The organism is Citrobacter sp. RHBSTW-00017 (assembly GCF_013797615.1).
In the GTDB taxonomy this organism is placed as follows: Bacteria; Pseudomonadota; Gammaproteobacteria; order Enterobacterales; family Enterobacteriaceae; genus Citrobacter; species Citrobacter braakii.
The window spans coordinates 2,579,466-2,602,885 of the sequence record NZ_CP056899.1 but is presented as its reverse complement, the minus strand read 5'-3'; the positions used below and the strand labels follow the sequence as shown (position 1 = coordinate 2,602,885).

Annotated in this window: 22 protein-coding genes; 15 read left to right on the top strand and 7 right to left on the bottom strand. The window is 51.7% G+C overall.

From position 1 onward, the window contains the following. Positions 1-90 precede the first annotated feature (90 nt). Positions 91-849 (bottom strand): trans-aconitate 2-methyltransferase, encoded by a 759-nt coding sequence (tam, locus tag HV037_RS12550; protein WP_016157955.1) that lies wholly within the window; start codon positions 847-849, stop codon positions 91-93. Between the two features lie 421 nt (positions 850-1,270). On the opposite strand from tam, the gene HV037_RS12545 reads away from it, so the two are divergent. Next, positions 1,271-1,903 (top strand): hypothetical protein, encoded by a 633-nt coding sequence (locus HV037_RS12545; protein ID WP_001567369.1) that lies wholly within the window; start codon positions 1,271-1,273, stop codon positions 1,901-1,903. A gap of 28 nt (positions 1,904-1,931) precedes the next feature. Here HV037_RS12545 and HV037_RS12540 read toward each other — a convergent pair whose 3' ends face one another. After that, positions 1,932-3,335: an ISNCY-like element ISKpn21 family transposase gene (locus HV037_RS12540; protein ID WP_001567368.1), complete on the bottom strand. Its 1,404-nt coding sequence runs from the start codon at positions 3,333-3,335 to the stop codon at positions 1,932-1,934. 218 nt (positions 3,336-3,553) lie between these two features. On the opposite strand from HV037_RS12540, the gene HV037_RS12535 reads away from it, so the two are divergent. Further along, the gene (locus HV037_RS12535) at positions 3,554-4,186 is read left to right on the top strand and encodes a hypothetical protein (RefSeq protein WP_001567369.1); all 633 of its coding nucleotides are present in this window, start codon (positions 3,554-3,556) and stop codon (positions 4,184-4,186) included. 28 nt (positions 4,187-4,214) lie between these two features. Here HV037_RS12535 and HV037_RS12530 read toward each other — a convergent pair whose 3' ends face one another. Further along, a complete protein-coding gene (locus HV037_RS12530) occupies positions 4,215-5,618 on the bottom strand; it encodes an ISNCY-like element ISKpn21 family transposase (RefSeq protein ID WP_001567368.1) in 1,404 nt (467 codons plus the stop codon). 564 nt (positions 5,619-6,182) lie between these two features. Further along, on the bottom strand, positions 6,183-6,899 hold the full coding sequence (locus tag HV037_RS12525; protein WP_016153084.1) for a YebC/PmpR family DNA-binding transcriptional regulator: 717 nt from the start codon (positions 6,897-6,899) through the stop codon (positions 6,183-6,185). A gap of 455 nt (positions 6,900-7,354) precedes the next feature. Here HV037_RS12525 and HV037_RS12520 point away from each other — a divergent pair, with 455 nt between their 5' ends. Both HV037_RS12520 and HV037_RS12515 read left to right on the top strand, forming a co-directional pair. Then, on the top strand, positions 7,355-7,642 hold the full coding sequence (locus HV037_RS12520) for a VF530 family protein (protein WP_103283822.1): 288 nt from the start codon (positions 7,355-7,357) through the stop codon (positions 7,640-7,642). A 12-nt stretch (positions 7,643-7,654) separates the two neighbouring features. Further along, positions 7,655-9,022, top strand: coding sequence for a glycoside hydrolase family 10 protein (locus tag HV037_RS12515; protein ID WP_103283821.1), 1,368 nt, complete (start codon positions 7,655-7,657; stop codon positions 9,020-9,022). Between the two features lie 65 nt (positions 9,023-9,087). Here the strand turns inward: HV037_RS12515 and HV037_RS12510 are convergent, their stop codons facing one another. Beyond that, positions 9,088-11,031, bottom strand: coding sequence for a methyl-accepting chemotaxis protein (locus HV037_RS12510; RefSeq protein ID WP_103283820.1), 1,944 nt, complete (start codon positions 11,029-11,031; stop codon positions 9,088-9,090). Positions 11,032-11,186: 155 nt separating this feature from the next. After that, positions 11,187-11,516, bottom strand: coding sequence for an acid-activated periplasmic chaperone HdeB (hdeB, locus tag HV037_RS12505; RefSeq protein WP_003019999.1), 330 nt, complete (start codon positions 11,514-11,516; stop codon positions 11,187-11,189). Positions 11,517-11,916: 400 nt separating this feature from the next. Here hdeB and HV037_RS12500 point away from each other — a divergent pair, with 400 nt between their 5' ends. The 7 genes from HV037_RS12500 to HV037_RS12470 are packed head-to-tail and all read left to right on the top strand — an operon-like array spanning position 11,917 to position 18,834. Beyond that, a complete protein-coding gene (locus tag HV037_RS12500) occupies positions 11,917-12,783 on the top strand; it encodes a MurR/RpiR family transcriptional regulator (protein ID WP_103283819.1) in 867 nt (288 codons plus the stop codon). Positions 12,784-12,797: 14 nt separating this feature from the next. Further along, positions 12,798-13,385: a D-alanyl-D-alanine dipeptidase gene (ddpX, locus tag HV037_RS12495; protein ID WP_016156534.1), complete on the top strand. Its 588-nt coding sequence runs from the start codon at positions 12,798-12,800 to the stop codon at positions 13,383-13,385. Between the two features lie 15 nt (positions 13,386-13,400). Continuing rightward, a complete protein-coding gene (locus HV037_RS12490) occupies positions 13,401-14,963 on the top strand; it encodes an ABC transporter substrate-binding protein (RefSeq protein WP_016153090.1) in 1,563 nt (520 codons plus the stop codon). A 44-nt stretch (positions 14,964-15,007) separates the two neighbouring features. Continuing rightward, positions 15,008-16,030, top strand: a complete 1,023-nt coding sequence (locus HV037_RS12485; protein WP_016153091.1) for an ABC transporter permease — start codon at positions 15,008-15,010, stop codon at positions 16,028-16,030. Continuing rightward, positions 16,027-16,923 carry a D,D-dipeptide ABC transporter permease gene (ddpC, locus tag HV037_RS12480; RefSeq protein WP_181500099.1) on the top strand — a complete coding sequence of 299 codons (897 nt, stop codon included), beginning with the start codon at positions 16,027-16,029 and terminating at the stop codon, positions 16,921-16,923. Before HV037_RS12485 ends, ddpC begins: the two co-directional genes overlap by 4 nt. Next, positions 16,920-17,906, top strand: a complete 987-nt coding sequence (locus HV037_RS12475; RefSeq protein WP_016156537.1) for an ABC transporter ATP-binding protein — start codon at positions 16,920-16,922, stop codon at positions 17,904-17,906. The genes ddpC and HV037_RS12475 overlap by 4 nt, the downstream gene beginning before the upstream one ends. Then, entirely contained in the window at positions 17,899-18,834 is a 936-nt protein-coding gene (locus tag HV037_RS12470) for an ABC transporter ATP-binding protein (protein WP_016156538.1), read from the top strand. The genes HV037_RS12475 and HV037_RS12470 overlap by 8 nt, the downstream gene beginning before the upstream one ends. A 28-nt stretch (positions 18,835-18,862) precedes the next feature. Here HV037_RS12470 and HV037_RS12465 read toward each other — a convergent pair whose 3' ends face one another. Then, the gene (locus HV037_RS12465; RefSeq protein WP_016153095.1) at positions 18,863-19,753 is read right to left on the bottom strand and encodes a LysR family transcriptional regulator; all 891 of its coding nucleotides are present in this window, start codon (positions 19,751-19,753) and stop codon (positions 18,863-18,865) included. A gap of 142 nt (positions 19,754-19,895) precedes the next feature. On the opposite strand from HV037_RS12465, the gene HV037_RS12460 reads away from it, so the two are divergent. Genes HV037_RS12460 through HV037_RS12445 form a run of 4 tightly spaced genes read left to right on the top strand, consistent with a single transcriptional unit; the run spans position 19,896 to position 23,391 of the window. After that, on the top strand, positions 19,896-20,603 hold the full coding sequence (locus HV037_RS12460; protein ID WP_016153096.1) for a CoA transferase subunit A: 708 nt from the start codon (positions 19,896-19,898) through the stop codon (positions 20,601-20,603). A 2-nt stretch (positions 20,604-20,605) separates the two neighbouring features. Further along, the gene (locus HV037_RS12455) at positions 20,606-21,262 is read left to right on the top strand and encodes a CoA transferase subunit B (RefSeq protein WP_016153097.1); all 657 of its coding nucleotides are present in this window, start codon (positions 20,606-20,608) and stop codon (positions 21,260-21,262) included. 10 nt (positions 21,263-21,272) lie between these two features. Then, complete coding sequence (locus HV037_RS12450; RefSeq protein WP_103283817.1) at positions 21,273-22,478, top strand: acetyl-CoA C-acetyltransferase; 1,206 nt, start codon at positions 21,273-21,275, stop codon at positions 22,476-22,478. Beyond that, positions 22,468-23,391 (top strand): 3-hydroxyacyl-CoA dehydrogenase family protein, encoded by a 924-nt coding sequence (locus HV037_RS12445; protein WP_016153099.1) that lies wholly within the window; start codon positions 22,468-22,470, stop codon positions 23,389-23,391. The genes HV037_RS12450 and HV037_RS12445 overlap by 11 nt, the downstream gene beginning before the upstream one ends. The last annotated feature ends 29 nt before the right edge of the window (positions 23,392-23,420 follow it).

Below are 23,420 nucleotides of genomic sequence, written 5' to 3'. Positions count from 1 at the left end.
GCCTCGCATTGTCACTAGATCCTTATGTTAAAAAGGCGAGGGCGCTCATAGGCGATCCTCTATTCCTGTGATCTATCTGATGATAAATGCTTAATTATTGCGGCGCGCAACAATAAACAATCGGGGAAATGCCAGTAAAATTTTGCCATTTTCCTGCAGTGGATATTGCTCCTGAAGTAGTTCGTGGTAGCGCGCCAGATACTGACGTTGCTCGCTTTCTCTCAAATCCTGTAACCAGGGGCGCAGGCCTGTAGAACTTACCCAGTCGATAATTGCTTGATGAGAATCCATAATGTGATAATACGTGGTGCGCCAGATATCCACCTCACAGCCAGTTTCGGTCAAAATATCATAGTAGGCATGTACGCCAGGAAGTGGCGCACGACCCCGGTCCGGGAAACCCTGTTCATAAGCCACTTCGCGCATCAGAACATGCGTGGGTTCCAGCCAGTTATCCGGCATTTGTACGGCCAGAACGCCGTTGCGACCCAGTAGCGATACCAGGTTCGGCAATAGTTCATAGTGATCGGGTACCCATTGTAAAGACGCATTTGCGTAAAGCAGATCCACAGGATGCTCGGGCTGGAACTGACTGATATCCGCTTCAATAAAATGGCATTGCGGTAATGCGTTGCGCGCTTCATTCAGCATGGCGGGTGAGGAATCAACCCCGGTTATTACAGCCGAAGGCCAGCGCTGATGCAGTAATGCCGTGCTGTTTCCCGGACCACAGCCGAGATCAACAACTGAACGAACACTCTCTAACGCCACTCTGTTGAGTAATTCCGCTGCGGGTCTTGAACGTTCAGTTTCATATTGCAGATAAAGCGAAGGGTTCCAGTCAGCCATGAATGAATCTCCAGTATGAGAGAAAAAGGCAGAAAGGACCGCATAAGTCCTTGCCGGTGAGCCATTTCATTTAGAAGATTATATGATAATGAAGGATAAGGGCAGAAATATGCCAGGAAGACAGATTGGCATGTTTGTGGTTTGCCTGCGTGAAATACAGTTATCGATTTTGATGTTCAGTGAGTGATGCGGCACAGGTCGAAAATGGTTAGCGCTGGTAACGGCATTTGAAAAGAGGTTTGGCCATCATTATCGAGCAGCACAAGGATTACCATAAAGCTTCAGATTCTACCTTATTCAACGCTTGTCAAGGCTCAATTGAAATGTCCGTTATCCAGCTCAATTAAAATGACCACTTTGATCTCTCATTCTCTTTACTGATAGACTTTCCTCCGACTGAAACAACAGGATGATTGAGCCCATGCTTCGATACGAGTTAACGCCGAACAATGCAGGTTTTATACTGTGGGGAGATTCAGAAGCCCTGAATGAATTACATGAACTCATTCATTACATCGTGGATGAAAGCCCACTGATTAAAGTTAAAGACGGATTTATGTTATCCCTTGCCTATGATATTCGTAAAGCACGGGAAGGTAATCGTCGTGTTGAGCAACATCAGTATGATCAACATGATACATATAAGCTTTATGGTGTTGAGCTTTTATGGCCTCTGGTCCTGGTACAGTCCTCAATACTCAGAAACTCAATGGGTTATATTCAGACAGACAAAAACCAGCTGTCTGTCATGTATGCCTTTGAATACCTGATAGAATCAGCATTAACAGAGTCTGAGAGAACAACGTCGAATGATATTATGCTAACAGTAAAATATGCATCAGACTCTGATTTTAATTTCATTGAGGATAATATTGACAGCAGGTGCTGCTATTTTATCAGCCTATCTCCGGAGCAAAGAAAAAAGCAGTTAATCAGTATTGTTCGTTCTTTTCATTCATTATGGGGTAAGTATGCCCGTGAAAAGCAGGACATAAAGATGCTGAACGAAATGAATAATACATCATGGGTCTGGCCGGACAATATCAACTGGTGAGCAACCACTGTCCGGCCAGTGAGTACCATCAGCGGGCTCTTTTACCAAAAATGTCCTCTGAACGTGACTGAAGCTGTTTGAGTGCTTCGAGCATGTCATCATTATCCAGTGAGCGCTGGGATTTCTTCCCTTCCTGCTTTGGCCGTCGTCGGGAAGGGCCATCTCCAGCGGGAATTGACTGAGAGCGCGTGTTATCCCGCTTGCTCTGCACCAGACTGATAAACTCCAGGGTTCGGCCAAGACGCTTGTTATCGACAATCGCGCCCTGGTCGATTTCTGACAGTCGGTCGTAGGTAGAGTAGGGAAGTAGCGTACCGTTCAGGCGCAGCTCTTTTCTGCCATCAGGATAGTGATACACATCGATATATTTACCTATTGCACGGCGACTCAGTTCGCTGTCTTCAATCAGGTACAACATTTTATCATATTGTATCGTCAACGATTTTGAGACTTTACGTTTTTCACGAACAGTGAAAATAAGCCCCAGGTCCTCATCATGTTCTACAGCACGGTGTACGTCAAAATCATGTCGCGGTACTTTGCCAAAACGGCGGTTATAGTCAGCCATATAGGCCTCAGCGAAGTCATTTGCAGCCTCCATTGAACAAATGCCCTGTAACCGCAGCTCTTTGACCAGACGATCCTGTAAAGTGAGGTGAGCTCGTTCTACACGCCCTTTGGCGGGACTGGTTTCTGCACAGATAGTCTGGATGTTCAGTTCATGCATGGCTCGCCCAAACTGAGTATGCCCGTCTCCGCCTGTGGCGTGTTTATTGTTAACACGAAAAACACCGGCTTTATCGCTGTACAGTGCCAGCGGTTTACCATGCTTATCGATATAGCGCCGCGTGGCTTCGAAGTAAGAAAACGTGGACTCCGATTTAACAAACAACAGTTCCATCAGTTTGCTGGTTGCATCATCAACATAGACCAGCGCGGTGCAGGCCGGGCCACGGCCTTCAAACCAGTCGTGATCACAGCCATCTATTTGTATCAGCTCACCAGTACACGGACGCCGGTACCGTGGTTGAGGGATCCTTGCGGCACGTTGTTTACGGGGAACCCATAAGCCAGCCCGCACCATGATGCGCCGGACAGTTTCTTTGCCAAGAAACAGTCCGTGGAGTTCTTCGAGCTTTTCACGCGCCAGAGTCGGACCGAAATCAGCATAACGCGTCTTGATCAGTTCCAGAGCCTGATCTGCGAGCCCGGGTGGCAACTGGCGGTTACCACGCATGCCACATCGTCTGCTGGCCATACCAAGCGGTCCGCCTTCACGGTAACGGGCAAGAAGTCTGCGGCATTGCCTGTCGCTGATACCGAGGTGCTCGGCCGCACGGCGCGTTGTGATGCGACGTTCAATGACGTCCTGTATAATCTTGATCCGGTTGATCTCTTTCAAAGTAAACACTCCTGAGCTTTCTGCGCTCATGATATGCCTCCCGGTAGTTTAAACGGACCAGTGAAGCTTACCATAGCGCGGACATCTGAATTGAGCCACAGGCGGACATTACTATTGAGCCATTACAACGCTTGTCAAGGCTCAATTGAAATGTCCGTTATCCAGCTCAATTAAAATGACCACTTTGATCTCTCATTCTCTTTACTGATAGACTTTCCTCCGACTGAAACAACAGGATGATTGAGCCCATGCTTCGATACGAGTTAACGCCGAACAATGCAGGTTTTATACTGTGGGGAGATTCAGAAGCCCTGAATGAATTACATGAACTCATTCATTACATCGTGGATGAAAGCCCACTGATTAAAGTTAAAGACGGATTTATGTTATCCCTTGCCTATGATATTCGTAAAGCACGGGAAGGTAATCGTCGTGTTGAGCAACATCAGTATGATCAACATGATACATATAAGCTTTATGGTGTTGAGCTTTTATGGCCTCTGGTCCTGGTACAGTCCTCAATACTCAGAAACTCAATGGGTTATATTCAGACAGACAAAAACCAGCTGTCTGTCATGTATGCCTTTGAATACCTGATAGAATCAGCATTAACAGAGTCTGAGAGAACAACGTCGAATGATATTATGCTAACAGTAAAATATGCATCAGACTCTGATTTTAATTTCATTGAGGATAATATTGACAGCAGGTGCTGCTATTTTATCAGCCTATCTCCGGAGCAAAGAAAAAAGCAGTTAATCAGTATTGTTCGTTCTTTTCATTCATTATGGGGTAAGTATGCCCGTGAAAAGCAGGACATAAAGATGCTGAACGAAATGAATAATACATCATGGGTCTGGCCGGACAATATCAACTGGTGAGCAACCACTGTCCGGCCAGTGAGTACCATCAGCGGGCTCTTTTACCAAAAATGTCCTCTGAACGTGACTGAAGCTGTTTGAGTGCTTCGAGCATGTCATCATTATCCAGTGAGCGCTGGGATTTCTTCCCTTCCTGCTTTGGCCGTCGTCGGGAAGGGCCATCTCCAGCGGGAATTGACTGAGAGCGCGTGTTATCCCGCTTGCTCTGCACCAGACTGATAAACTCCAGGGTTCGGCCAAGACGCTTGTTATCGACAATCGCGCCCTGGTCGATTTCTGACAGTCGGTCGTAGGTAGAGTAGGGAAGTAGCGTACCGTTCAGGCGCAGCTCTTTTCTGCCATCAGGATAGTGATACACATCGATATATTTACCTATTGCACGGCGACTCAGTTCGCTGTCTTCAATCAGGTACAACATTTTATCATATTGTATCGTCAACGATTTTGAGACTTTACGTTTTTCACGAACAGTGAAAATAAGCCCCAGGTCCTCATCATGTTCTACAGCACGGTGTACGTCAAAATCATGTCGCGGTACTTTGCCAAAACGGCGGTTATAGTCAGCCATATAGGCCTCAGCGAAGTCATTTGCAGCCTCCATTGAACAAATGCCCTGTAACCGCAGCTCTTTGACCAGACGATCCTGTAAAGTGAGGTGAGCTCGTTCTACACGCCCTTTGGCGGGACTGGTTTCTGCACAGATAGTCTGGATGTTCAGTTCATGCATGGCTCGCCCAAACTGAGTATGCCCGTCTCCGCCTGTGGCGTGTTTATTGTTAACACGAAAAACACCGGCTTTATCGCTGTACAGTGCCAGCGGTTTACCATGCTTATCGATATAGCGCCGCGTGGCTTCGAAGTAAGAAAACGTGGACTCCGATTTAACAAACAACAGTTCCATCAGTTTGCTGGTTGCATCATCAACATAGACCAGCGCGGTGCAGGCCGGGCCACGGCCTTCAAACCAGTCGTGATCACAGCCATCTATTTGTATCAGCTCACCAGTACACGGACGCCGGTACCGTGGTTGAGGGATCCTTGCGGCACGTTGTTTACGGGGAACCCATAAGCCAGCCCGCACCATGATGCGCCGGACAGTTTCTTTGCCAAGAAACAGTCCGTGGAGTTCTTCGAGCTTTTCACGCGCCAGAGTCGGACCGAAATCAGCATAACGCGTCTTGATCAGTTCCAGAGCCTGATCTGCGAGCCCGGGTGGCAACTGGCGGTTACCACGCATGCCACATCGTCTGCTGGCCATACCAAGCGGTCCGCCTTCACGGTAACGGGCAAGAAGTCTGCGGCATTGCCTGTCGCTGATACCGAGGTGCTCGGCCGCACGGCGCGTTGTGATGCGACGTTCAATGACGTCCTGTATAATCTTGATCCGGTTGATCTCTTTCAAAGTAAACACTCCTGAGCTTTCTGCGCTCATGATATGCCTCCCGGTAGTTTAAACGGACCAGTGAAGCTTACCATAGCGCGGACATCTGAATTGAGCCACAGGCGGACATTACTATTGAGCCATTACAACGCTTGTACGCATAATGTATATTATGTTAAATGCAATTTAGTATTTGATGAATGCTTAGTTCATACCCCTTAGCTGACGCCGTTCCATCAAATCCTTACCCTTCCCTTATCTGCTACGGTAAAAAGTTTTCGTCAGATGACCCCGAATGCAGATCCCTCTTTAGCCATTCTCAGTTTGGCGGTTCCGGTTGGTACACAGTGATGAAAAACGATAAGGTCAGAGCTGTTGTCGCCTTCGAGTCAGGAAGCCAGGAAGCGGTTTTTTCATTCCTGGAAAAGCTCCCCCTGCTAATCCTGACTGAAAACTGCTGGACATGACTGTCTGCCTTGAGCAAAAGCAGACAGTCACTTTGATTTTCTACCGTAAATTTTTTCTTTTTTTATAATCAATGTATCGGGCTAGATATTTTTGTAACAACTTTATAAGTTAAAGATCTGCCGCAATAACAGATTCCTTTATTTATAATTAGAGGTTTGCAACGTTGTGATAGACTTTTTGAACATCATCGTCATCTTCAAGGGCATCAACGAGTCCTGCAAAGATTTCTAAATCTTCTGGCGAAAGTTCAACTTCTGATTGAGCAATCATTTCTAATTCTGTTGTTGAGAATTCAGTAATCCCAGCGGCTTTCAGGGCTGCAATTCCTTTATGAAGGTCTGTAGATTCAGTATAAATAACGATGTTTCCCTCTTCTTCGGTTACATCGCGAACATCTACATCAGCATTAAGCAAAATTTCAAAAATATGGTCAGGATCTGTTCCTGCAAATACAATCACCCCGGTATTGTCAAACATATAGCTGACAGCACCTGCCGCTCCGATATTCCCGCCTTTTTTATTGAAAATTGAGCGGACATTAGCAATCGTACGGTTAACATTTGACGTCAACGTTTCAGCGATAATCAGTGAACCACTTGGACCAAAGCCTTCATAGCGCCCTTGCACGAACGTTTCATCGCTGCCGCCTTTGGCTTTATCAATTGCTTTATCAATAACGTGTTTGGGAACCTGTGCTTGTTTCGCACGTTCAATAACGAATTTTAAAGCTGAGTTTGATTCTGGGTCTGGTTCACCTTGTTTGGCAGCAGCATAGATTTCTACACCGAATTTTGCATATATATTAGACGTTGCACCGTCTTTAGCAGTTTTTTTAGCAACAATATTTGCCCATTTACGTCCCACTGGAATAGTCTCCTCAGAAATTCATTTACATTACATGCAGATTAATAGCCTGCAAATTTTTCCGCAATATTATATCATGATATGTAAACTCTCGTCCATGAAAAACAAAATATCCATGTTTTACTAAATGTTACTTTAATTTTATTAATAGTTAACATTATGGATATGTTATTTTCGGTTTTATTTGGATCTTTTGTTTTTTTATTTTAATAGTCGAATGACAGCGATAATACATAAATAAAGAGAAACTGGAGTAACAATCCAGGTATAAATACCCACTTAAGATTAATGAACGCATCTAATCCAGATCTTTTCTTCAGCAATGTCTGGCTGATGTTTACTTCTTAATCATGAAAGCCTGAGGAACAGATGCCATTGCTGGTCGCCCCGCTTTCTTGTAACCTTCTTCCCGTTGCACTACTGACAAAATCTGGAACCACTGAACTGGACTTCATATGAATGCTCATATTTCTCAAGACCCTTTACATGGCGTAACGCTTGAAATGCAGGTCAATGCACTGGTTGATCGTTATGGTTGGGCTGAGCTGGCGCAACGCATTAATATCAACTGCTTTAAAAATGAGCCAAGCGTTAAATCCAGTTTGAAGTTTCTGCGCCGCACGCCCTGGGCGCGGGCAGAAGTTGAAGCGCTGTACCTGGATTCACTGCATGACCTTGCCTCAAATAACACCACCGAACCGGCGTTCGATCCCTGGGCTAACAGCCGCAACAAGAAGAATTAAGAGCAAAATCTGATGTCAGCATCCGGTTTTATTTCAGCAAATTATCAGAAAAAACTGGCGAATATTCTCGCCCGTTCCCGAGCCAGGCTGCCGCGAACCAACCTGAAATGGTTCGCGCTGCTCGTAGGCAGTATGTTGCTACTTGGCAGCTGTTCTTCACAGCCGCCAGGTTCAAAAATCACCCCACTGCCCCCGGTGGGCAAACCACAGCAGAGCAAGGAGCCGGTGCGCGGTATCTGGCTGGCAACGGTTTCGCGTCTTGACTGGCCGCCGATTTCATCCGTCAACATCAGCTCGCCTGCCGTTCGTATCAGCCAGCAGCAAAAGGCGCTGACTGACAAGCTGGATAACCTGAAACGTCTTGGTATTAACACCGTTTTTTTCCAGGTGAAGCCCGATGCCACTGCGTTGTGGCATTCTACAATCTTGCCGTGGTCAGATACCCTGACCGGTAAGATTGGTCAGGATCCTGGTTACGATCCGTTACGGTTTATGCTCGATGAAGCGCATAAACGCGGAATGAAAGTCCATGCCTGGTTTAACCCCTACCGCGTGTCCGTGAACACTAAACCTGCAACGGTTACCGAATTAAACAACACGCTGTCACAGACGCCTTCCAGCGTTTTTGTCCTGCATCGGGACTGGATCCGTACCTCGGGCGAGCGTTTTGTGTTAGATCCCGGTATTCCCGAAGTGCGTGACTGGATAACTAGCATCGTGGCTGAAGTGGTTGAGAATTACCCGGTTGACGGCGTGCAATTCGATGATTACTTCTATACCGAGTCTCCCGGCTCTGCGCTCAACGACAGCCAGACCTTCAGAAGATACGGCCAGGGATTTGTCTCCAAAGCTGATTGGCGGCGCGATAACACGCAACGCCTGATCGCTCAGGTTTCACGAACCATTAAGAAACTCAAACCTGAAGTTGAATTTGGCGTCAGCCCTGCGGGCGTGTGGCGCAACCGTTCGCACGATCCGGCGGGCTCCGACACGCGCGGCGCGGCAGCCTATGATGAATCGTATGCGGACACCCGCCGCTGGGTGCAACAAGGCTTGCTGGACTACATCGCCCCGCAGCTGTACTGGCCTTTTGCCCGCGATGCGGCGCGTTACGATGTGTTGGCGAAATGGTGGGCAGATGTCGTCAAATCAACCAACACCCGCCTGTATATTGGCGTGGCGTTGTACAAAGTCGGTGAGCCGTCGCGAAAAGAACCTGACTGGACGGTCAAAGGCGGTGTGCCGGAGCTGAAAAAACAGCTCGATCTGAACGAGTCTGAACCGCACATTAACGGCACAATTTTGTTTCGCGAAGATTACCTTAATCAGCCGCAAACGCAGGAAGCCGTGACCTATATTCGCAGTCGTTGGGGGCGTTAATGGTCGTCCGTATTGGATTTATAACGCAAGAGCGTCCGGTTATACGGACGCTCTTAACCGATCCATCAGACAACTGAAGGCTCAGGCAATCTGAATGATGAGACCAGCATCGCCAGCTGTTCCGCCTCCTCTTTCAGCGCCTGCGTTCGCGCGGCGGCATCATCTATTAACGAGGCGTTTTGCTGAACGGTGCTGTCCATTTCGGTAACAGCCAGCGTAACTTCGGAAACGCCCTTGCGTTGTTCTTCACCCGCAACGCGTATTTCCCCCATCAACTGACGTACCTGACGTACATTACTGACCAGTTCTCCCAGACGTTCGCCCGCATTGTGAATTTGCTGACTTCCGCTACCTACATGAGAAACGGATTCATCAATCAACGCCTTTATTTCCTGCGCGGCAGTGGCGCTGCGCTGGGCCAGCGTGCGTACTTCGGAGGCCACAACGGCAAACCCTCTCCCGGCATCACCTGCTCTGGCGGCTTCAACCGCGGCATTCAGGGCGAGAATATTGGTCTGGAACGCAATGCTGTCGATAACCGCGACAATTTCCACCATTCTGCCGGATGAGGCACTGACGTTATCCATTGTAGAGATAACACCCTGCATAACATCGCCGCAGCGGTTGGCCGTTTGCGCGGTGCTATCAGAGAGTTCATCCGCCAGTTGTGTATTACTGGCATTTTGATGAACGGTCGCATTTAACTGTTCCATCGCCGCTGAACTCTCTTCCAGCGCAGCGGCCTGTTGCGTCACGCGAGATGAAAGTTCCATATTACTGTCTGCCAGGCTGACAGCGTTATTCGCCACCACTACGCTACTGCTTCTGACAGTGATCAGAATGGCTGAGATTTTATCGACGAACAGGTTAAACGCTTCGGCGATAGCGGAAATCTCATCTTTGCCACGCACATCCAGGCGACGGGTAAGATCGCCTTCTCCCTGCGCAATGTCATCCAGAGCCTGACGGGTATCATCGAGACGTGAAATCAGTCGGCGAACCACCAGCCAGGATCCCACCAGCAACAGGGTCATGATCGGGATCAACACTTCCAGCACGTCCTGCATCATCACTTTGGCAAGGCCGACGATACGCGATTCAGGCGTCGCAAGACCAACAACCCAACCGGTATCCGCCATCGGGAACAGCATCACTCGTGAAGCCGAATTCAGGACGTTATCATTTGCAAGCGTAATCGTTTTCACCCCGTCCGCTGGGCGCAGAGATTTCAGACCGTTTTCCACCGGGATAAGCCATTGCGCGCTTTGCGCCAGATCGTTAATGGTTTTATATTTCGCCAGATCGGCCTGCGGGAAATAGAGAATTTGTCCCTGCTTGTCCACCACAAACGCGTAACCACCGGTGCTATTTCCCTGCTGCTGCATGAAAGTGGCGACGTTATCCAGGCGAATATCGGTGGTGGCGACACCGGCAAACTTGCCCGCCAGTTGATAAGGTACGCTGCACGTCACCATGTTGACGCCTGAACTGGCGTCCTGGTAGACATCAGACCATAAGCAACTGTTTTGTGAATGCCCTTTAGCATGCTGATACCAGTTTTCATTGTGGTATCCGCTTGACCCTTCGACGTTATAGTCGTTGGAATACACCAGTTTACCTTCAGCATTACGCGCCCAGAAAAAGCTTCTTTTCTCCACACCTGCGGTGAAAGCGTCTGGTTCTGGCCAGATACCGCCGCCGGTAATAATTGAATCTTTATCTTCACCAATCAGATGCGGAACGACGCTTTGATAAAGAGATTCATCATTTGGCAGCACCTCAGCCAGTCGTGACAAGCTAACGGTCTCACCTTCAATTCGGGACAATACGGTACTCAACTGACGGGTTAAACCTTGCCCTGTTTCTTCGATCAGGGCGGTGTTGATTTCAACGACGCGCGGTTGGCCACGCCAGAGCATAATCACCACAATAACAAGGGTCGTGACTGCAAGCAGCAGAATGCCGCCGATGGTTAAACGCGTTGAAATACGAGTAGGATACCAGGCCATACAAACTCCTTCTGCAAAAGGCTAACTTTTATCCAGTATCGGCACAGTCGTTTATATCTTTATAAAGTTTTCTTAAGTATCACAAAATAAATAGGTGACATTGTCACAAATAGCAAAACCCAGCACTTTGGCTGGGTTTTAATAATGACTTAATCTTATTTGGATAATTCTTTTTTGATTTCGTCTTTTATTTTGCTTAATTCGCTCTGCGGATGTTTTTTACAAAGTTCAACGGTCAGAGGAACTGCAGTCGTCACGGTTTCGTTATAGTCTACGTAATCGCCACCCTTGAAATCTTCGTCTTCATTGAGCACCCAGAAAGCCACTGGGGCCATAGTTTGCGGGTTCAAATCAATAAACTCCTGGCAATTCATGCCTTTTGGAGTCACTTCAGTTTTAGCGTTATCAGTTGCTGCATTGACGCTGACACTGGTTAACAGCGCTGCGACCAGAATACCTGCTGTAGAAAGGGAGAATTTATTCATTGTAGTACTCCATTTATAATATAAATAATATCTACACTTGCGCTTCAAACCGTTAATGTAGTTCGCAAAAAATAATACCCCTAACGTCATAAGAATAAAGATTGCCACCATTGATATGGCTGAAATTTATATTTCACATTACTGATTCTGATGTAAGGGTGTAAAACGTGGCCACAATGTGATCGTTCCGACGAAATCAGCAGATTCATACCCCTCTTCCCCTGTCGCTGCACCAAAACTGAACTACGCTGCACAAATGTTGATCATTAGTTAACGGATATGGGCTGATTTTTAACAAAAATGGTCGGCGTGCCGCTGTTACCAACATGGCACGCGTCCTGCATTGTTAATTTGCTAACAGTGAACCGTACTCTGACAAACAATTAACAGCGAGAAGGTAATGACAGCGAAACCGGAGTTATTTACCCGCATAGAGCAGACCTTTAGCCAACTGACGCCCAGCGAAAAGCGCGTGGCCGGGTGGCTGTTAGCCCATGCTGTGCAGATCCCTTTTGAAACCGCGGATGGTATTGCTAAAGCGACTGGTACCAGCGGCATTACCGTTGGACGCTATCTGCGTAAACTGGGCTTTCGCAATCTGGAAGATGCAAAAGCCAGCCTGCGGGAGCTACCCGTCGTCGCCTATCAACCCTGGGGGATGAACGAGCGGCTGGACTCCTGGCACCAGCAACAAAGCCTGCCAGATCGCGCGCAGCAGTCGCTGTTACTGGAAATCGACGCCATTACCAATGTCTATCAACTCGCGCAAAGCGAAACGTTTTTACGCATAGCGCAGCGGCTGGCGCATGCGGAAGCCGTGTATATCCTTGGGATCCAGTCCACCCGCGGGATCGCTAACGCCTTTTTCAGTCACCTGGAATACCTGCGGCCTAAAGTCAGCTACTCCGAAGGGCTTTCCGGCAGTTGGGTTGAGTCGCTGAATTCAGGATTCACCCAGCCTTACGTGGTGATCACCGATATGCGCGCCTATTCCGCTATCTCTCGACAATATTGCCGCGTTGCCACAGAACGCTGCATTCCGCTGGCGCTAATCACCGATGTGTGGTGCCCGTGGGCCAGAGACTATTCCATTGACTTACTTCAGGTGAAAACTGACACCGGACATTTCTGGGACTCACTGGCTCCGGTGAGCTGTCTGTTCAACTTATTACTCTCTGCGGTGGTGGCCCAACTGGGTGATTCCCTCGCAGAACGCCTGCAAACCAATCGCCAGTTACAACAACAATTTGGTCAATTCGAACAATAAACAGGAAACGTGCTATGTCAGAAACCCCAGAACTGGTCGATCTGTCGGTGATATTCCCGTCACTACATATCGATCTTAAATACGCTACGGCAGACAACATTACCGGCGCCCCTATCTACCGGGAAGCTCGTTGCCTGTTGCACACCGAGGCGGTCACTGCGCTGGCGAAAAGCATCAGTATTGCGCAACTGGCGGGCCTGAAACTTGTGGTATACGACGCGTATCGCCCGCAGCAGGCGCAGGCGGTGCTGTGGAATGCGTGTCCAGATCCTCAGTATGTTGTTGATGTGGCGATAGGATCCAATCACAGCCGCGGGACGGCCATTGACGTTACGCTAATGGACGATCGTGGCAATCTTCTCGATATGGGCGCGGGCTTTGATGAGATGCACGACCGTTCCCATGCCTGGCACCCTTCTGTTCCTCCGGCTGCGCAGCGCAACCGCCTGCTGCTCAATGCCATTATGTTCGGCGGCGGTTTTGTCGGTATCACCAGCGAGTGGTGGCATTTTGAATTACCTGATGCCGCCCGCTATCCGCTGCTTGACGATCAGATAGATTGTTACACTGTCACACCCATAACAACACAACATTCCCTTTAATTCTGGAGCCTGGTTATGAAGACTACACCTGCGTTAAACGCGTTTTTTCGCCCCGCTCTGATAGCCGTTGCGCTGGCGTTTGCCCTGCCCGCTGCGCAGGCCGCCGTTCCCAAAGATATGCTGGTGATCGGCAAAGCTGCCGATCCGCAGACGCTCGATCCCGCCGTGACCATCGATAACAACGACTGGACGGTCACCTATCCCTCTTATCAGCGGCTGGTTCAGTACAAAACGGATGGCGGTAAAGGCTCCACGGAAGTTGAAGGCGATTTGGCCAGCGGCTGGAAGGCCTCTGACGACCAGAAAGAGTGGACGTTTATCCTGAAAAACGATGCCAAATTCGCCGACGGAACGCCGGTGACGGCTGATGCGGTAAAGCAATCTTTTGAACGCTTGCTCAAAATCGGCCAGGGGCCTGCAGAAGCGTTCCCGAAAGATCTGAAGGTCGAGGCTATCGATAACAATACGGTGAAGTTTACCCTCAGCCAGCCATTTGCGCCGTTCCTGTATACGCTGGCCAATGACGGGGCTTCAATTATTAACCCGGCCGTCTTAAAAGAGCATGCCGCAGACGATGCCCGCGGATTCCTGGCGCAGAACACGGCAGGCTCCGGTCCCTTCATGCTCAAAAGCTGGCAAAAGGGACAGCAGTTGGTGCTGGTTCCTAACCCATATTATGCCGGTGCAAAACCGGCGTTTAAGCGGGTTTCGGTAAAAATCATTGGTGAAAGCGCCTCTCGCCGTCTGCAATTGTCGCGGGGTGATATCGACATTGCCGATGCGCTTCCGGTTGACCAGCTTGCCGCCTTAAAACAGGAAGGCAAAGTTAACGTGGCAGATTATCCCTCGTTGCGCGTGACCTATCTGTATCTGAATAACAGTAAAGCGCCGCTCAATCAGGTGGATTTACGCCGCGCTATCTCGTGGGCCACCGATTATAAAGGCATGGTAAACGGGATCCTGAGCGGCAACGGTAAGCAAATGCGAGGTCCGATCCCTGAAGGCATGTGGGGTTTTGACGACAAGGCCATGCAGTACAGTTTCGATGAAGCCAAAGCGAAAGCGGCGTGGGAGAAAGTTGCCACCAAACCTGACAGCCTGAGCTTCCTGTACTCGGATAATGACCCCAACTGGGAACCTATCGCGCTCGCGACCCAGGCAAGCCTTGGCAAACTGGGCATTAAGGTGAAGCTGGAAAAACTGGCGAACGCCACCATGCGTGACCGCGTGGGCAAAGGAGATTACGACATTGCCATTGGCAACTGGAGCCCAGATTTCGCCGATCCGTACATGTTTATGAACTACTGGTTTGAGTCAGATAAGAAAGGCTTGCCGGGTAACCGTTCGTTCTATGAAAACGGTGAGGTCGATAAGCTGCTGCGTAGCGCGCTGGCCACGACCGATCAGGTTGCCAGAACCAATGACTACCAGCAGGCGCAAACTATCGTGATTGATGAAGCCGCCTACGTCTATTTATTCCAGAAAAACTATCAGTTGGCGATGAACAAAGACGTCAAAGGATTTGTATTCAACCCCATGCTGGAACAGGTCTTCAATATCTCCACCATGAGTAAATAAGCCACGTTAATGCGGAGCCGCTCAGGCTCCGCAAGGGGAAGCTAATGACGTTCTGGAGCATTTTACGCCAGCGATGCTGGGGACTTATTCTGGTGGTTATCGGTGTTTGCGTAATCACTTTTATTATTTCGCACCTGATACCTGGCGACCCCGCGCGGCTATTGGCGGGCGATCGCGCCAGCGATGAAATTGTCGAAAATATTCGCCAACAGTTGGGGCTGAACCAGCCGCTGTATGTCCAGTTTTTTCGCTATGTCAGCGACATTTTTCACGGCGATTTAGGCACCTCTATTCGCACCGGACGTCCGGTGCTGGATGAGCTGCGCATCTTCTTCCCCGCCACCCTTGAGCTGGCTTTCTGCTCCTTGTTGCTGGCGCTGGTTATCGGTATTCCTTTGGGCATTTTATCTGCGGTCTGGCGCAACCGCTGGCTAGATCACCTCGTTCGTCTGATGGCGATCACCGGTATCTCCACGCCAGCATTCTGGCTGGGGCTGGGGGTGATTGTGCTGTTTTATGGTCATCTGCAAATTTTACCCGGCGGTGGACGTTTAGATGACTGGCTGGATCCGCCAACTCACGTCACCGGGTTCTATCTGATTGATGCACTGCTGGAAGGCAATGGCGAAGTCTTTTTCAATGCGCTTCAGCACCTGATCCTGCCATCACTGACGCTGGCCTTTGTGCACCTGGGGATCGTTGCCCGCCAGATTCGCTCCGCCATGCTGGAGCAACTGAGTGAAGATTACATTCGCACCGCTCGCGCCAGCGGGTTGCCGGGCTGGTACATCGTGTTGTGTTACGCGTTGCCAAATGCGCTTATCCCCTCGATAACCGTTCTCGGCCTGGCATTGGGCGATCTGCTCTACGGTGCGGTGCTGACTGAAACGGTCTTCGCCTGGCCGGGAATGGGCGCCTGGGTGGTGACGTCGATTCAGGCGCTCGACTTCCCGGCGGTAATGGGATTTGCCGTGGTGGTCTCTTTCGCCTATGTGCTGGTTAACCTGGTAGTGGATTTACTCTACTTGTGGATCGATCCACGAATTGGACGCGGAGACGCACAATGATGCTCACACAAGAAACGCCAGCCGCGCCTCAGACAACACGCCGTCGCACGGACTGGGCTAAACTGTTCTGGATGATGAAAAGCAGCCCGCTGACGCTGGTTGGCGGGGTCATCATTGTGTTGATACTGCTGCTGATGGTGCTGTCGCCGTGGATAACCCCTCACGACCCTAATGCCATCAATTTGAGTGCGCGCCTGCTGCCCCCGTCAGCCGCTCACTGGTTTGGTACCGATGAAGTCGGCCGCGATCTGTTCAGCCGCGTTCTGGTGGGTAGCCAACAATCGGTCGTTGCGGGGCTTGTCGTGGTGGGTATCGCCGGGGGATTGGGTTCGCTGCTGGGCTGTTTGTCTGGCGTAATGGGCGGACGCGCCGATGCAATTATTATGCGAATAATGGACATTATGCTGTCCATTCCCTCGCTGGTGCTGACGATGGCGCCGACCGCCGCGTTGGGTCCAAGCCTGTTTAACGCCATGCTGGCGATTGCTATCGTACGTATTCCGTTTTATGTGCGCCTCGCACGCGGTCAAACGTTAGTAGTGCGCCAGTTTACCTATGTGCAGGCGGCGCGGACCTACGGCGCATCACGCTGGCATCTGATTAGCTGGCACATTTTACGTAACTCTCTGCCCCCGCTAATTGTGCAAGCGTCGCTGGATATCGGCAGTGCGATCCTGATGGCCGCCACGCTCGGATTTATCGGTCTGGGCGCACAGCAACCCAGCGCTGAATGGGGAGCGATGGTCGCAATAGGCCGTAACTATGTGCTTGATCAGTGGTGGTATTGCGCTTTCCCCGGCGCCGCCATTCTGATTACCGCCGTGGGCTTTAATCTCTTTGGCGATGGTATTCGCGATCTGCTTGACCCGAAAGCCGGAGGAAAACAGTCATGACACAACCCGTGCTGGAAATCGAAGATTTGCATTTGAGTTTTCCCGGCTATAAAGCTGACGTGCATGCGCTTAACCATGTATCGCTGCATATCAACCGCGGAGAAATCGTTGGCGTGGTTGGTGAGTCCGGTTCCGGTAAGTCCGTGACGGCCATGCTCACCATGCGTCTGCTGCCGGAAGGCAGTTATCATATCCACCAGGGACGCGTTTCGCTGCTGGGGGAAGATGTGCTCAATGCCAGCGAGAAGCAAATGCGCCAATGGCGCGGCGCACGCGTAGCGATGATCTTTCAGGAACCCATGACGGCGCTGAATCCGACCCGACGCATCGGTCAGCAAATGGTGGAGGTTATCCGCCATCATCAGGCGTTAAGCCGCACGGATGCCCGTCAGAAAGCCATCGCTTTACTCCAGGAGATGCAAATCCCGGACGCGGCGGAAGTCATGAAGCGTTTCCCGTTTGAGCTTTCCGGCGGGATGCGCCAGCGCGTAATGATAGCGCTGGCCTTTTCGTGTGAACCGGAGCTTATCATTGCCGATGAACCGACCACCGCTCTGGACGTCACGGTGCAACTGCAGGTGCTGCGTTTGCTGAAGTTAAAAGCGCGAGCTAGCGGGACAGCCGTGTTATTTATCAGCCATGATATGGCGGTGGTTTCACAGTTATGCGACCGGTTGTACGTCATGTATGCCGGAAGCGTGATTGAGAGTGGCCCAACGCAAACCGTTATTCAACGCCCGACGCATCCCTATTCCATTGGTCTGCTGAAATGCGCGCCGGAACACGGCGAGCCGCGCGCATTGCTGCCCGCCATTCCCGGCACCGTGCCGAACTTAACCTGCTTACCGACGGGATGCGCGTTTCGCGAGCGCTGCTTTGCCGCTGGCCCCCGTTGTGAAGAAACACCTGCGTTACGCAGTCAGGGAGGCGGGGATCAACAATCTGCCTGCTGGTATCCGCAACTGGAGACAACACATGTCTGATTTTTTACTGGCGCTGCAGAATGTTCATGTCAACTTCCCTGCGCGTAAAAACTGGCTCGGCAAGGTAACGGAACGGGTGCATGCCCTCAATGGTCTGGATTTACAGATCCGTCAGGGGGAAACACTGGGGATTGTTGGCGAGTCCGGTTGTGGAAAGAGTACGCTGGCGCAACTGCTGATGGGGATGCTGAAACCCAGTCAGGGCAACTATGCGCGCCGTGGTGACAAGCAGCATACCGGTATGCAAATGGTCTTTCAGGATCCCCTTTCATCGCTGGATCCGCGCTTACCGGTATGGCGGATTATCACCGAACCGGTGTGGATCCAAAAACGTCCTGCAGAACGTGAGCGCCGTATGCTTGCTGAAGATTTGGCGCGACAAGTGGGAATTCGTCCTGAATATCTCGACCGCCTGCCGCATGCGTTTTCCGGTGGACAGCGCCAGCGTATTGCCATCGCCCGGGCGTTGTCATCAGAGCCGGACGTGATTGTGCTCGATGAACCTACTTCGGCGCTGGATATCTCCGTGCAGGCGCAAATTCTCAATCTGCTGGTGTCATTGCAGGCGCGCAGAAACCTGACCTACGTGCTGATCTCGCACAACGTGTCGGTGGTCCGCCATATGAGCGACCGCGTGGCGGTGATGTACCTCGGGCAAATTGTTGAGCTGGGCGATGCGCAGCAGGTACTCACGCAGCCCGCCCATCCCTACACGCGATTATTGCTGGATTCGGTCCCTAAAACGGGAGCACCGCTGGCGGAGGATTTGGTGTTACGGAAAACCGAACTACCGGGGAACCGAACGCTGCCCCAGGGTTGTTTTTTCCGTGACAGGTGCCCACTGGCAACCAGCGGCTGTGAGAAGAAACAGGCATTGCTGAAAAGTGATAGTGGTGGTGAAGTTCGCTGCTGGCGGGCGGTTGCATGAGCTGAACGGTTGGCGTATTGCGTGAGAGTCAGGTGCAATACGCCTTTTTCAGTGAATCCACCAGCACTTCAGAAGCGGTAGATAACTTATGATGCGCCGAACGCAAAACGCCGATCCGACGCTGGATCACCGGCGTATCCAGATCGATACAGGTTGCACCCAGCTCTGTCATTTGCGTGCGGCACAATGCGGGCACGGCGCTGCCGCCCAGTCCGCTCGCCACCAGGCGACCAACCGTCACCAGTTGATGGCTCTCCAGCGCCACTTCCAGCGTATGCCCACTTTGCACCAGCTGTTCTTCCAGCATCAGGCGCACGGCGGAAGGACGTTGCAGGGTGATAAAATCCAGCGTCAGTAATTCGCGCCACGCAATACGATCCCGGCCCGCCAGTTTGCATGTCGGCGGAACAATCGCGATAAAACGATCCACGCCGAGCGGGGTGAAATGCAGATGCCCTGAAGAGTCCGGCTCAAAGGCGATGCCCATCTCCACCCGCCCTTCACTGACCATCTCAATCACTTGTTCGTTAATGACGTCATGTACCGTTACGTTGATCCCGGAGTAGGAATCACGAAACGTTTTCAGTACCGATGGCAGGACGTTAGCGGCGAATGAGGGCATGGCGGCAATAGAAATTTTCCCGCGCTGCAGCGTAAAGCGTTGGCGCATTGCCTCTTCCGTATTCTCCCAGTCCGCCAGCAGCTGTCGCCCCATGTTGAGCAGCGTTTCTCCCTCCTGCGTCAGGGTCACTTTGCGGGTGGTTCTCAACAGTAACGCCCCGCCCAGTGAATCCTCCAGTCCTTTAATCGCCAGGCTTAAAGCGGGTTGCGACATATTCAGTCTTTCACTGGCATGAGCAAAATTCAGAGTGTGAGCTACCGCTAAAAACGCGCGTAACTGTTTGATGCTCATTCCCATTTCTCATTCCTTTAACTTGTTGAATACCTTTAATTAACATTAAATTGATAAAAAAACCCAATGAGTGAGTCACAAATTTAAAATTAACAAATCATTTTTCACCCCCAATGATGTCGGCAAGGACAACAGGAGGGGCAAGTATATGGCTGGACTGGATAAACGGGTTGCCACCTATCAAGAGGCGCTGGAAGGACTGACCGATAACATGACGCTGCTGGCGGGCGGTTTTGGCTTATGTGGGATCCCTGAGAACCTGATTGCCGAAGTACGCCGTCGGGAGGTTCAGGGGCTTACGGTTGTGTCAAACAACTGCGGCGTGGATGGTTTTGGCCTTGGCGTTCTGCTGGAAACGCGCCAGGTACGCAAAGTGGTCGCATCTTATGTAGGTGAAAACGCCCTGTTTGAGCAGCAGGTTCTCAGCGGTGAACTGGAAGCTATCCTGACGCCGCAAGGCACGCTGGCTGAGCAGTTGCGCGCGGGCGGCGCGGGGATCCCGGCATTCTTTACCGCGACCGGATACGGAACCCCGGTCGCGCAAGGGAAAGAAGTTCGCGAGTTTGCCGGACGCCCTTACATCTTAGAGCAGGCGATAACCGGTGATTTTGCGTTGGTTAAAGGCTGGAAAGCCGACTGGTACGGCAACGTTATTTATCGCCACACCGCACAAAATTTTAATCCGCTGATGGCTGCCGCTGGGCGTATTACCGTCGTGGAAGTTGAAGAAATTGTCCCTCCTGGAGAGCTGGACCCCGCCGCAATTCACACCCCCGGAATTTACGTTAACCGCATTATCCAGGGGCAGTTTGAAAAACGTATTGAACAACGCACCCTGCGCCAGAAAGGAGCCTGACCATGTTAACGCGTGAACAAATGGCGATGCGTGTCGCCCGCGAGCTGCGAGACGGTTATTACGTCAACCTTGGGATTGGTATTCCTACTCTGGTGGCCAACTACATTCCTGAAGGCATGGACGTAATGCTGCAATCGGAAAACGGCTTGCTGGGTATGGGCCCGTTTCCCACGGAAGACGAAATTGATGCTGACATGATCAACGCCGGGAAACAGACCGTGACGGCGCGCAAAGGCGCGGCAATCTTCGACTCGGCGCAATCCTTCGCCATGATCCGCGGCGGTCACGTCGACCTGACGGTGCTCGGCGCGTTTGAAGTGGATGTTAACGGCAATATCGCCTCATGGATGATCCCCGGAAAAATGGTGAAAGGCATGGGCGGCGCGATGGATTTGGTTGCCGGAGCCGACAACATCATCGTGGTGATGACGCATGCCTCTAAAAGCGGCGAGTCAAAGCTGCTTCCCGCCTGCACCCTGCCGCTGACCGGCGTGGCCTGTATTAAACGCGTGCTTACCGATCTGGCGCTGCTGGAGATTGCCGATGGGGCGTTCATTCTGCGCGAGAGAGCGCCGGGTATCAGCGTGGATGAGATAGTCGCCAGAACCGCCGGCAAGCTGATCGTTCCCGAAAATGTCCCCGAAATGCACTTTAGCTGAGGAGCTGACCATGCAGGATGTTGTTATTGTCGCGGCAACGCGCACCCCAATTGGCAGTTTTCATGGCGCGCTGGCGCCGCTTTCCGCGGTTGAACTAGGTTCAGTGGTGATCCGTTCGCTGCTGGGAAAAACCGCCGTGGCACCTGAGCAAATTGATGAAGTGATCTTCGGCCAGGTTCTGACGGCAGGCTGCGGCCAGAACCCTGCCAGGCAAACGGCGTTACGCGCAGGACTGCCGGTCACCACGCCCGCGTTAACCCTTAATCTGGTGTGCGGCTCGGGCATGAAGGCGGTGCATCAGGCGGTCCAGGCGATTCGCTGCGGCGATGCGCAAATTGTGATTGCCGGTGGGCAGGAGAGCATGAGTAATGCGCCCTATTTCCTCGACGGCGCCCGGGCGGGACTGCGGCTCGGTCATGCCAGCATGAAAGACAGCGTGGTGCATGACGGTCTGTGGGATGCGTTTAACGACTATCACATGGGGATTACCGCGGAAAATCTGGCGGATAAGTTCGTGATCGGTCGCGAGCAGCAGGACGCCTTTGCCCTGCGCTCACAGCAAAAAGCGGCCGCCGCCATTGAAGCCGGTCGTTTTAGCGCGGAAATCACGCCAGTCAGCGTCCCGCAGGGCAAAAAACCGCCGCGTGTCGTGGATCGTGACGAACAGCCTCGTCCGGATACGCAGGCCGAAAAGCTGGCGCAGCTCAAACCAGCATTTCGCCCAGGTAACGGCACGGTGACCGCCGGGAATGCCTCTTCAATCAACGATGGCGCCGCCGCGGTGATGTTGATGAGCGCCGCCAAAGCAGCAGAACTCAATCTGCCGGTTCTTGCCAGAGTGGCGGGCTACGCTGTCTCCGGCGTCGACCCTGCGATTATGGGCATTGGGCCGGTAGAGGCATCACTTCAGTGCCTGAAGCGAGCTGGCTGGACGTTGAATGATGTCGATCTCATTGAAGCCAATGAAGCCTTTGCCGCGCAAGCGCTGGCGGTTGGCGAATCCCTGAACTGGGACAGCAATCGGGTGAACGTAAACGGCGGCGCGATTGCGCTGGGCCATCCCATTGGGGCGTCAGGTTGCCGAATTCTGGTGACTTTGCTGCACGAAATGGCCCGCCGTAACGCCGCCAAAGGGCTGGCTACGCTGTGCGTAGGCGGCGGTCAGGGGGTGGCGCTGGCGGTTGAGCGCCCGCAGGAGGTATCTCATGAAAAGTAAGCATATCTGCGTACTGGGCGCGGGGTTAATGGGTGTCGGTATTGCCACCCACTTCGTCCGTTATGGTCACGATGTCTGGCTGTACGACACCGATAGCAACCGTATTGCAGACATTGGCGCAGTTGCCAGCGGTATTCTGGATGAACTGATTGCCACCGAACAGTTTCCTAAAAACGACAAAGAACAGGCTGTGAGTCGTCTGCATGGCACTACCTCGCTGCACGATATTGCCGCGTGCGGGTTACTGATCGAAGCCATCCCAGAGCGACTCGAACTCAAGCACGCGTTGTATGCACAACTGGAAGCACTGATCGCGCCTGAGGCCGTCATTGCCAGTAACACCAGCGGCCTGCCGCCGGATGCGCTGGCAGAAAAGCTCGCCCATCCTGAGCGGTTGTTAATCGCCCATTTCTGGCACCCGCCGCATTTTATTCCACTGGTTGAGATTGTACCCGGCACGGCCACGAAGCCGGAATATCTGCAGGAACTGCAACAGCTGCTGCTTTCGATGCAACTGGAAGCCGTTGTGCTCGACCGCGCCGCGCCGGGGTTTGTCGGTAATCGCCTGCAGTTCGCTCTGCTGCGTGAAGCGTTGCATATCGTAAAAAGCGGGATCGCCAGCGCAGAGGTGGTGGATCAGGTAATGCGCGCCTCGCTTGGTCGCCGCTATGCGATGGTCGGTCCGCTGGAGGCGGCGGATATGACCGGACTTTCTACGGTACAGGACATTTGTCGGCATCTGCTACCGGAGCTGGCAACCGGGAGCGACATGATGTCTCTGGTCGCTGACAAGGTGGCTAACGGTGATACCGGTTTGCGCAGCGGCCAGGGATTTTATCGCTGGGATGATTCGCGCAAGGAATATATCCAGCAACGCAGAGAGCATCAACTGCGCTTTGCCCTGAAACCGTAACTTCTCTTTCTGTACCCCCACTATAACAA

Excerpts from the sequence above, each read along its gene's own strand:
- HV037_RS12455 (WP_016153097.1), top strand. The coding sequence starts at position 20,606 with ATGTTAACGCGTGAACAAATGGCGATGCGTGTCGCCCGCGAGCTGCGA.
- tam (WP_016157955.1), bottom strand. The coding sequence starts at position 849 with ATGGCTGACTGGAACCCTTCGCTTTATCTGCAATATGAAACTGAACGT.
- HV037_RS12510 (WP_103283820.1), bottom strand. The coding sequence starts at position 11,031 with ATGGCCTGGTATCCTACTCGTATTTCAACGCGTTTAACCATCGGCGGC.
- HV037_RS12540 (WP_001567368.1), bottom strand. The coding sequence starts at position 3,335 with ATGAGCGCAGAAAGCTCAGGAGTGTTTACTTTGAAAGAGATCAACCGG.
- HV037_RS12460 (WP_016153096.1), top strand. The coding sequence starts at position 19,896 with ATGGCTGGACTGGATAAACGGGTTGCCACCTATCAAGAGGCGCTGGAA.
- HV037_RS12475 (WP_016156537.1), top strand. The coding sequence starts at position 16,920 with ATGACACAACCCGTGCTGGAAATCGAAGATTTGCATTTGAGTTTTCCC.
- HV037_RS12535 (WP_001567369.1), top strand. The coding sequence starts at position 3,554 with ATGCTTCGATACGAGTTAACGCCGAACAATGCAGGTTTTATACTGTGG.
- HV037_RS12445 (WP_016153099.1), top strand. The coding sequence starts at position 22,468 with ATGAAAAGTAAGCATATCTGCGTACTGGGCGCGGGGTTAATGGGTGTC.
- HV037_RS12465 (WP_016153095.1), bottom strand. The coding sequence starts at position 19,753 with ATGGGAATGAGCATCAAACAGTTACGCGCGTTTTTAGCGGTAGCTCAC.
- HV037_RS12450 (WP_103283817.1), top strand. The coding sequence starts at position 21,273 with ATGCAGGATGTTGTTATTGTCGCGGCAACGCGCACCCCAATTGGCAGT.
- HV037_RS12515 (WP_103283821.1), top strand. The coding sequence starts at position 7,655 with ATGTCAGCATCCGGTTTTATTTCAGCAAATTATCAGAAAAAACTGGCG.
- HV037_RS12530 (WP_001567368.1), bottom strand. The coding sequence starts at position 5,618 with ATGAGCGCAGAAAGCTCAGGAGTGTTTACTTTGAAAGAGATCAACCGG.
- HV037_RS12520 (WP_103283822.1), top strand. The coding sequence starts at position 7,355 with ATGAATGCTCATATTTCTCAAGACCCTTTACATGGCGTAACGCTTGAA.
- HV037_RS12490 (WP_016153090.1), top strand. The coding sequence starts at position 13,401 with ATGAAGACTACACCTGCGTTAAACGCGTTTTTTCGCCCCGCTCTGATA.
- hdeB (WP_003019999.1), bottom strand. The coding sequence starts at position 11,516 with ATGAATAAATTCTCCCTTTCTACAGCAGGTATTCTGGTCGCAGCGCTG.
- HV037_RS12485 (WP_016153091.1), top strand. The coding sequence starts at position 15,008 with ATGACGTTCTGGAGCATTTTACGCCAGCGATGCTGGGGACTTATTCTG.
- HV037_RS12545 (WP_001567369.1), top strand. The coding sequence starts at position 1,271 with ATGCTTCGATACGAGTTAACGCCGAACAATGCAGGTTTTATACTGTGG.
- HV037_RS12500 (WP_103283819.1), top strand. The coding sequence starts at position 11,917 with ATGACAGCGAAACCGGAGTTATTTACCCGCATAGAGCAGACCTTTAGC.
- HV037_RS12470 (WP_016156538.1), top strand. The coding sequence starts at position 17,899 with ATGTCTGATTTTTTACTGGCGCTGCAGAATGTTCATGTCAACTTCCCT.
- ddpC (WP_181500099.1), top strand. The coding sequence starts at position 16,027 with ATGATGCTCACACAAGAAACGCCAGCCGCGCCTCAGACAACACGCCGT.
- ddpX (WP_016156534.1), top strand. The coding sequence starts at position 12,798 with ATGTCAGAAACCCCAGAACTGGTCGATCTGTCGGTGATATTCCCGTCA.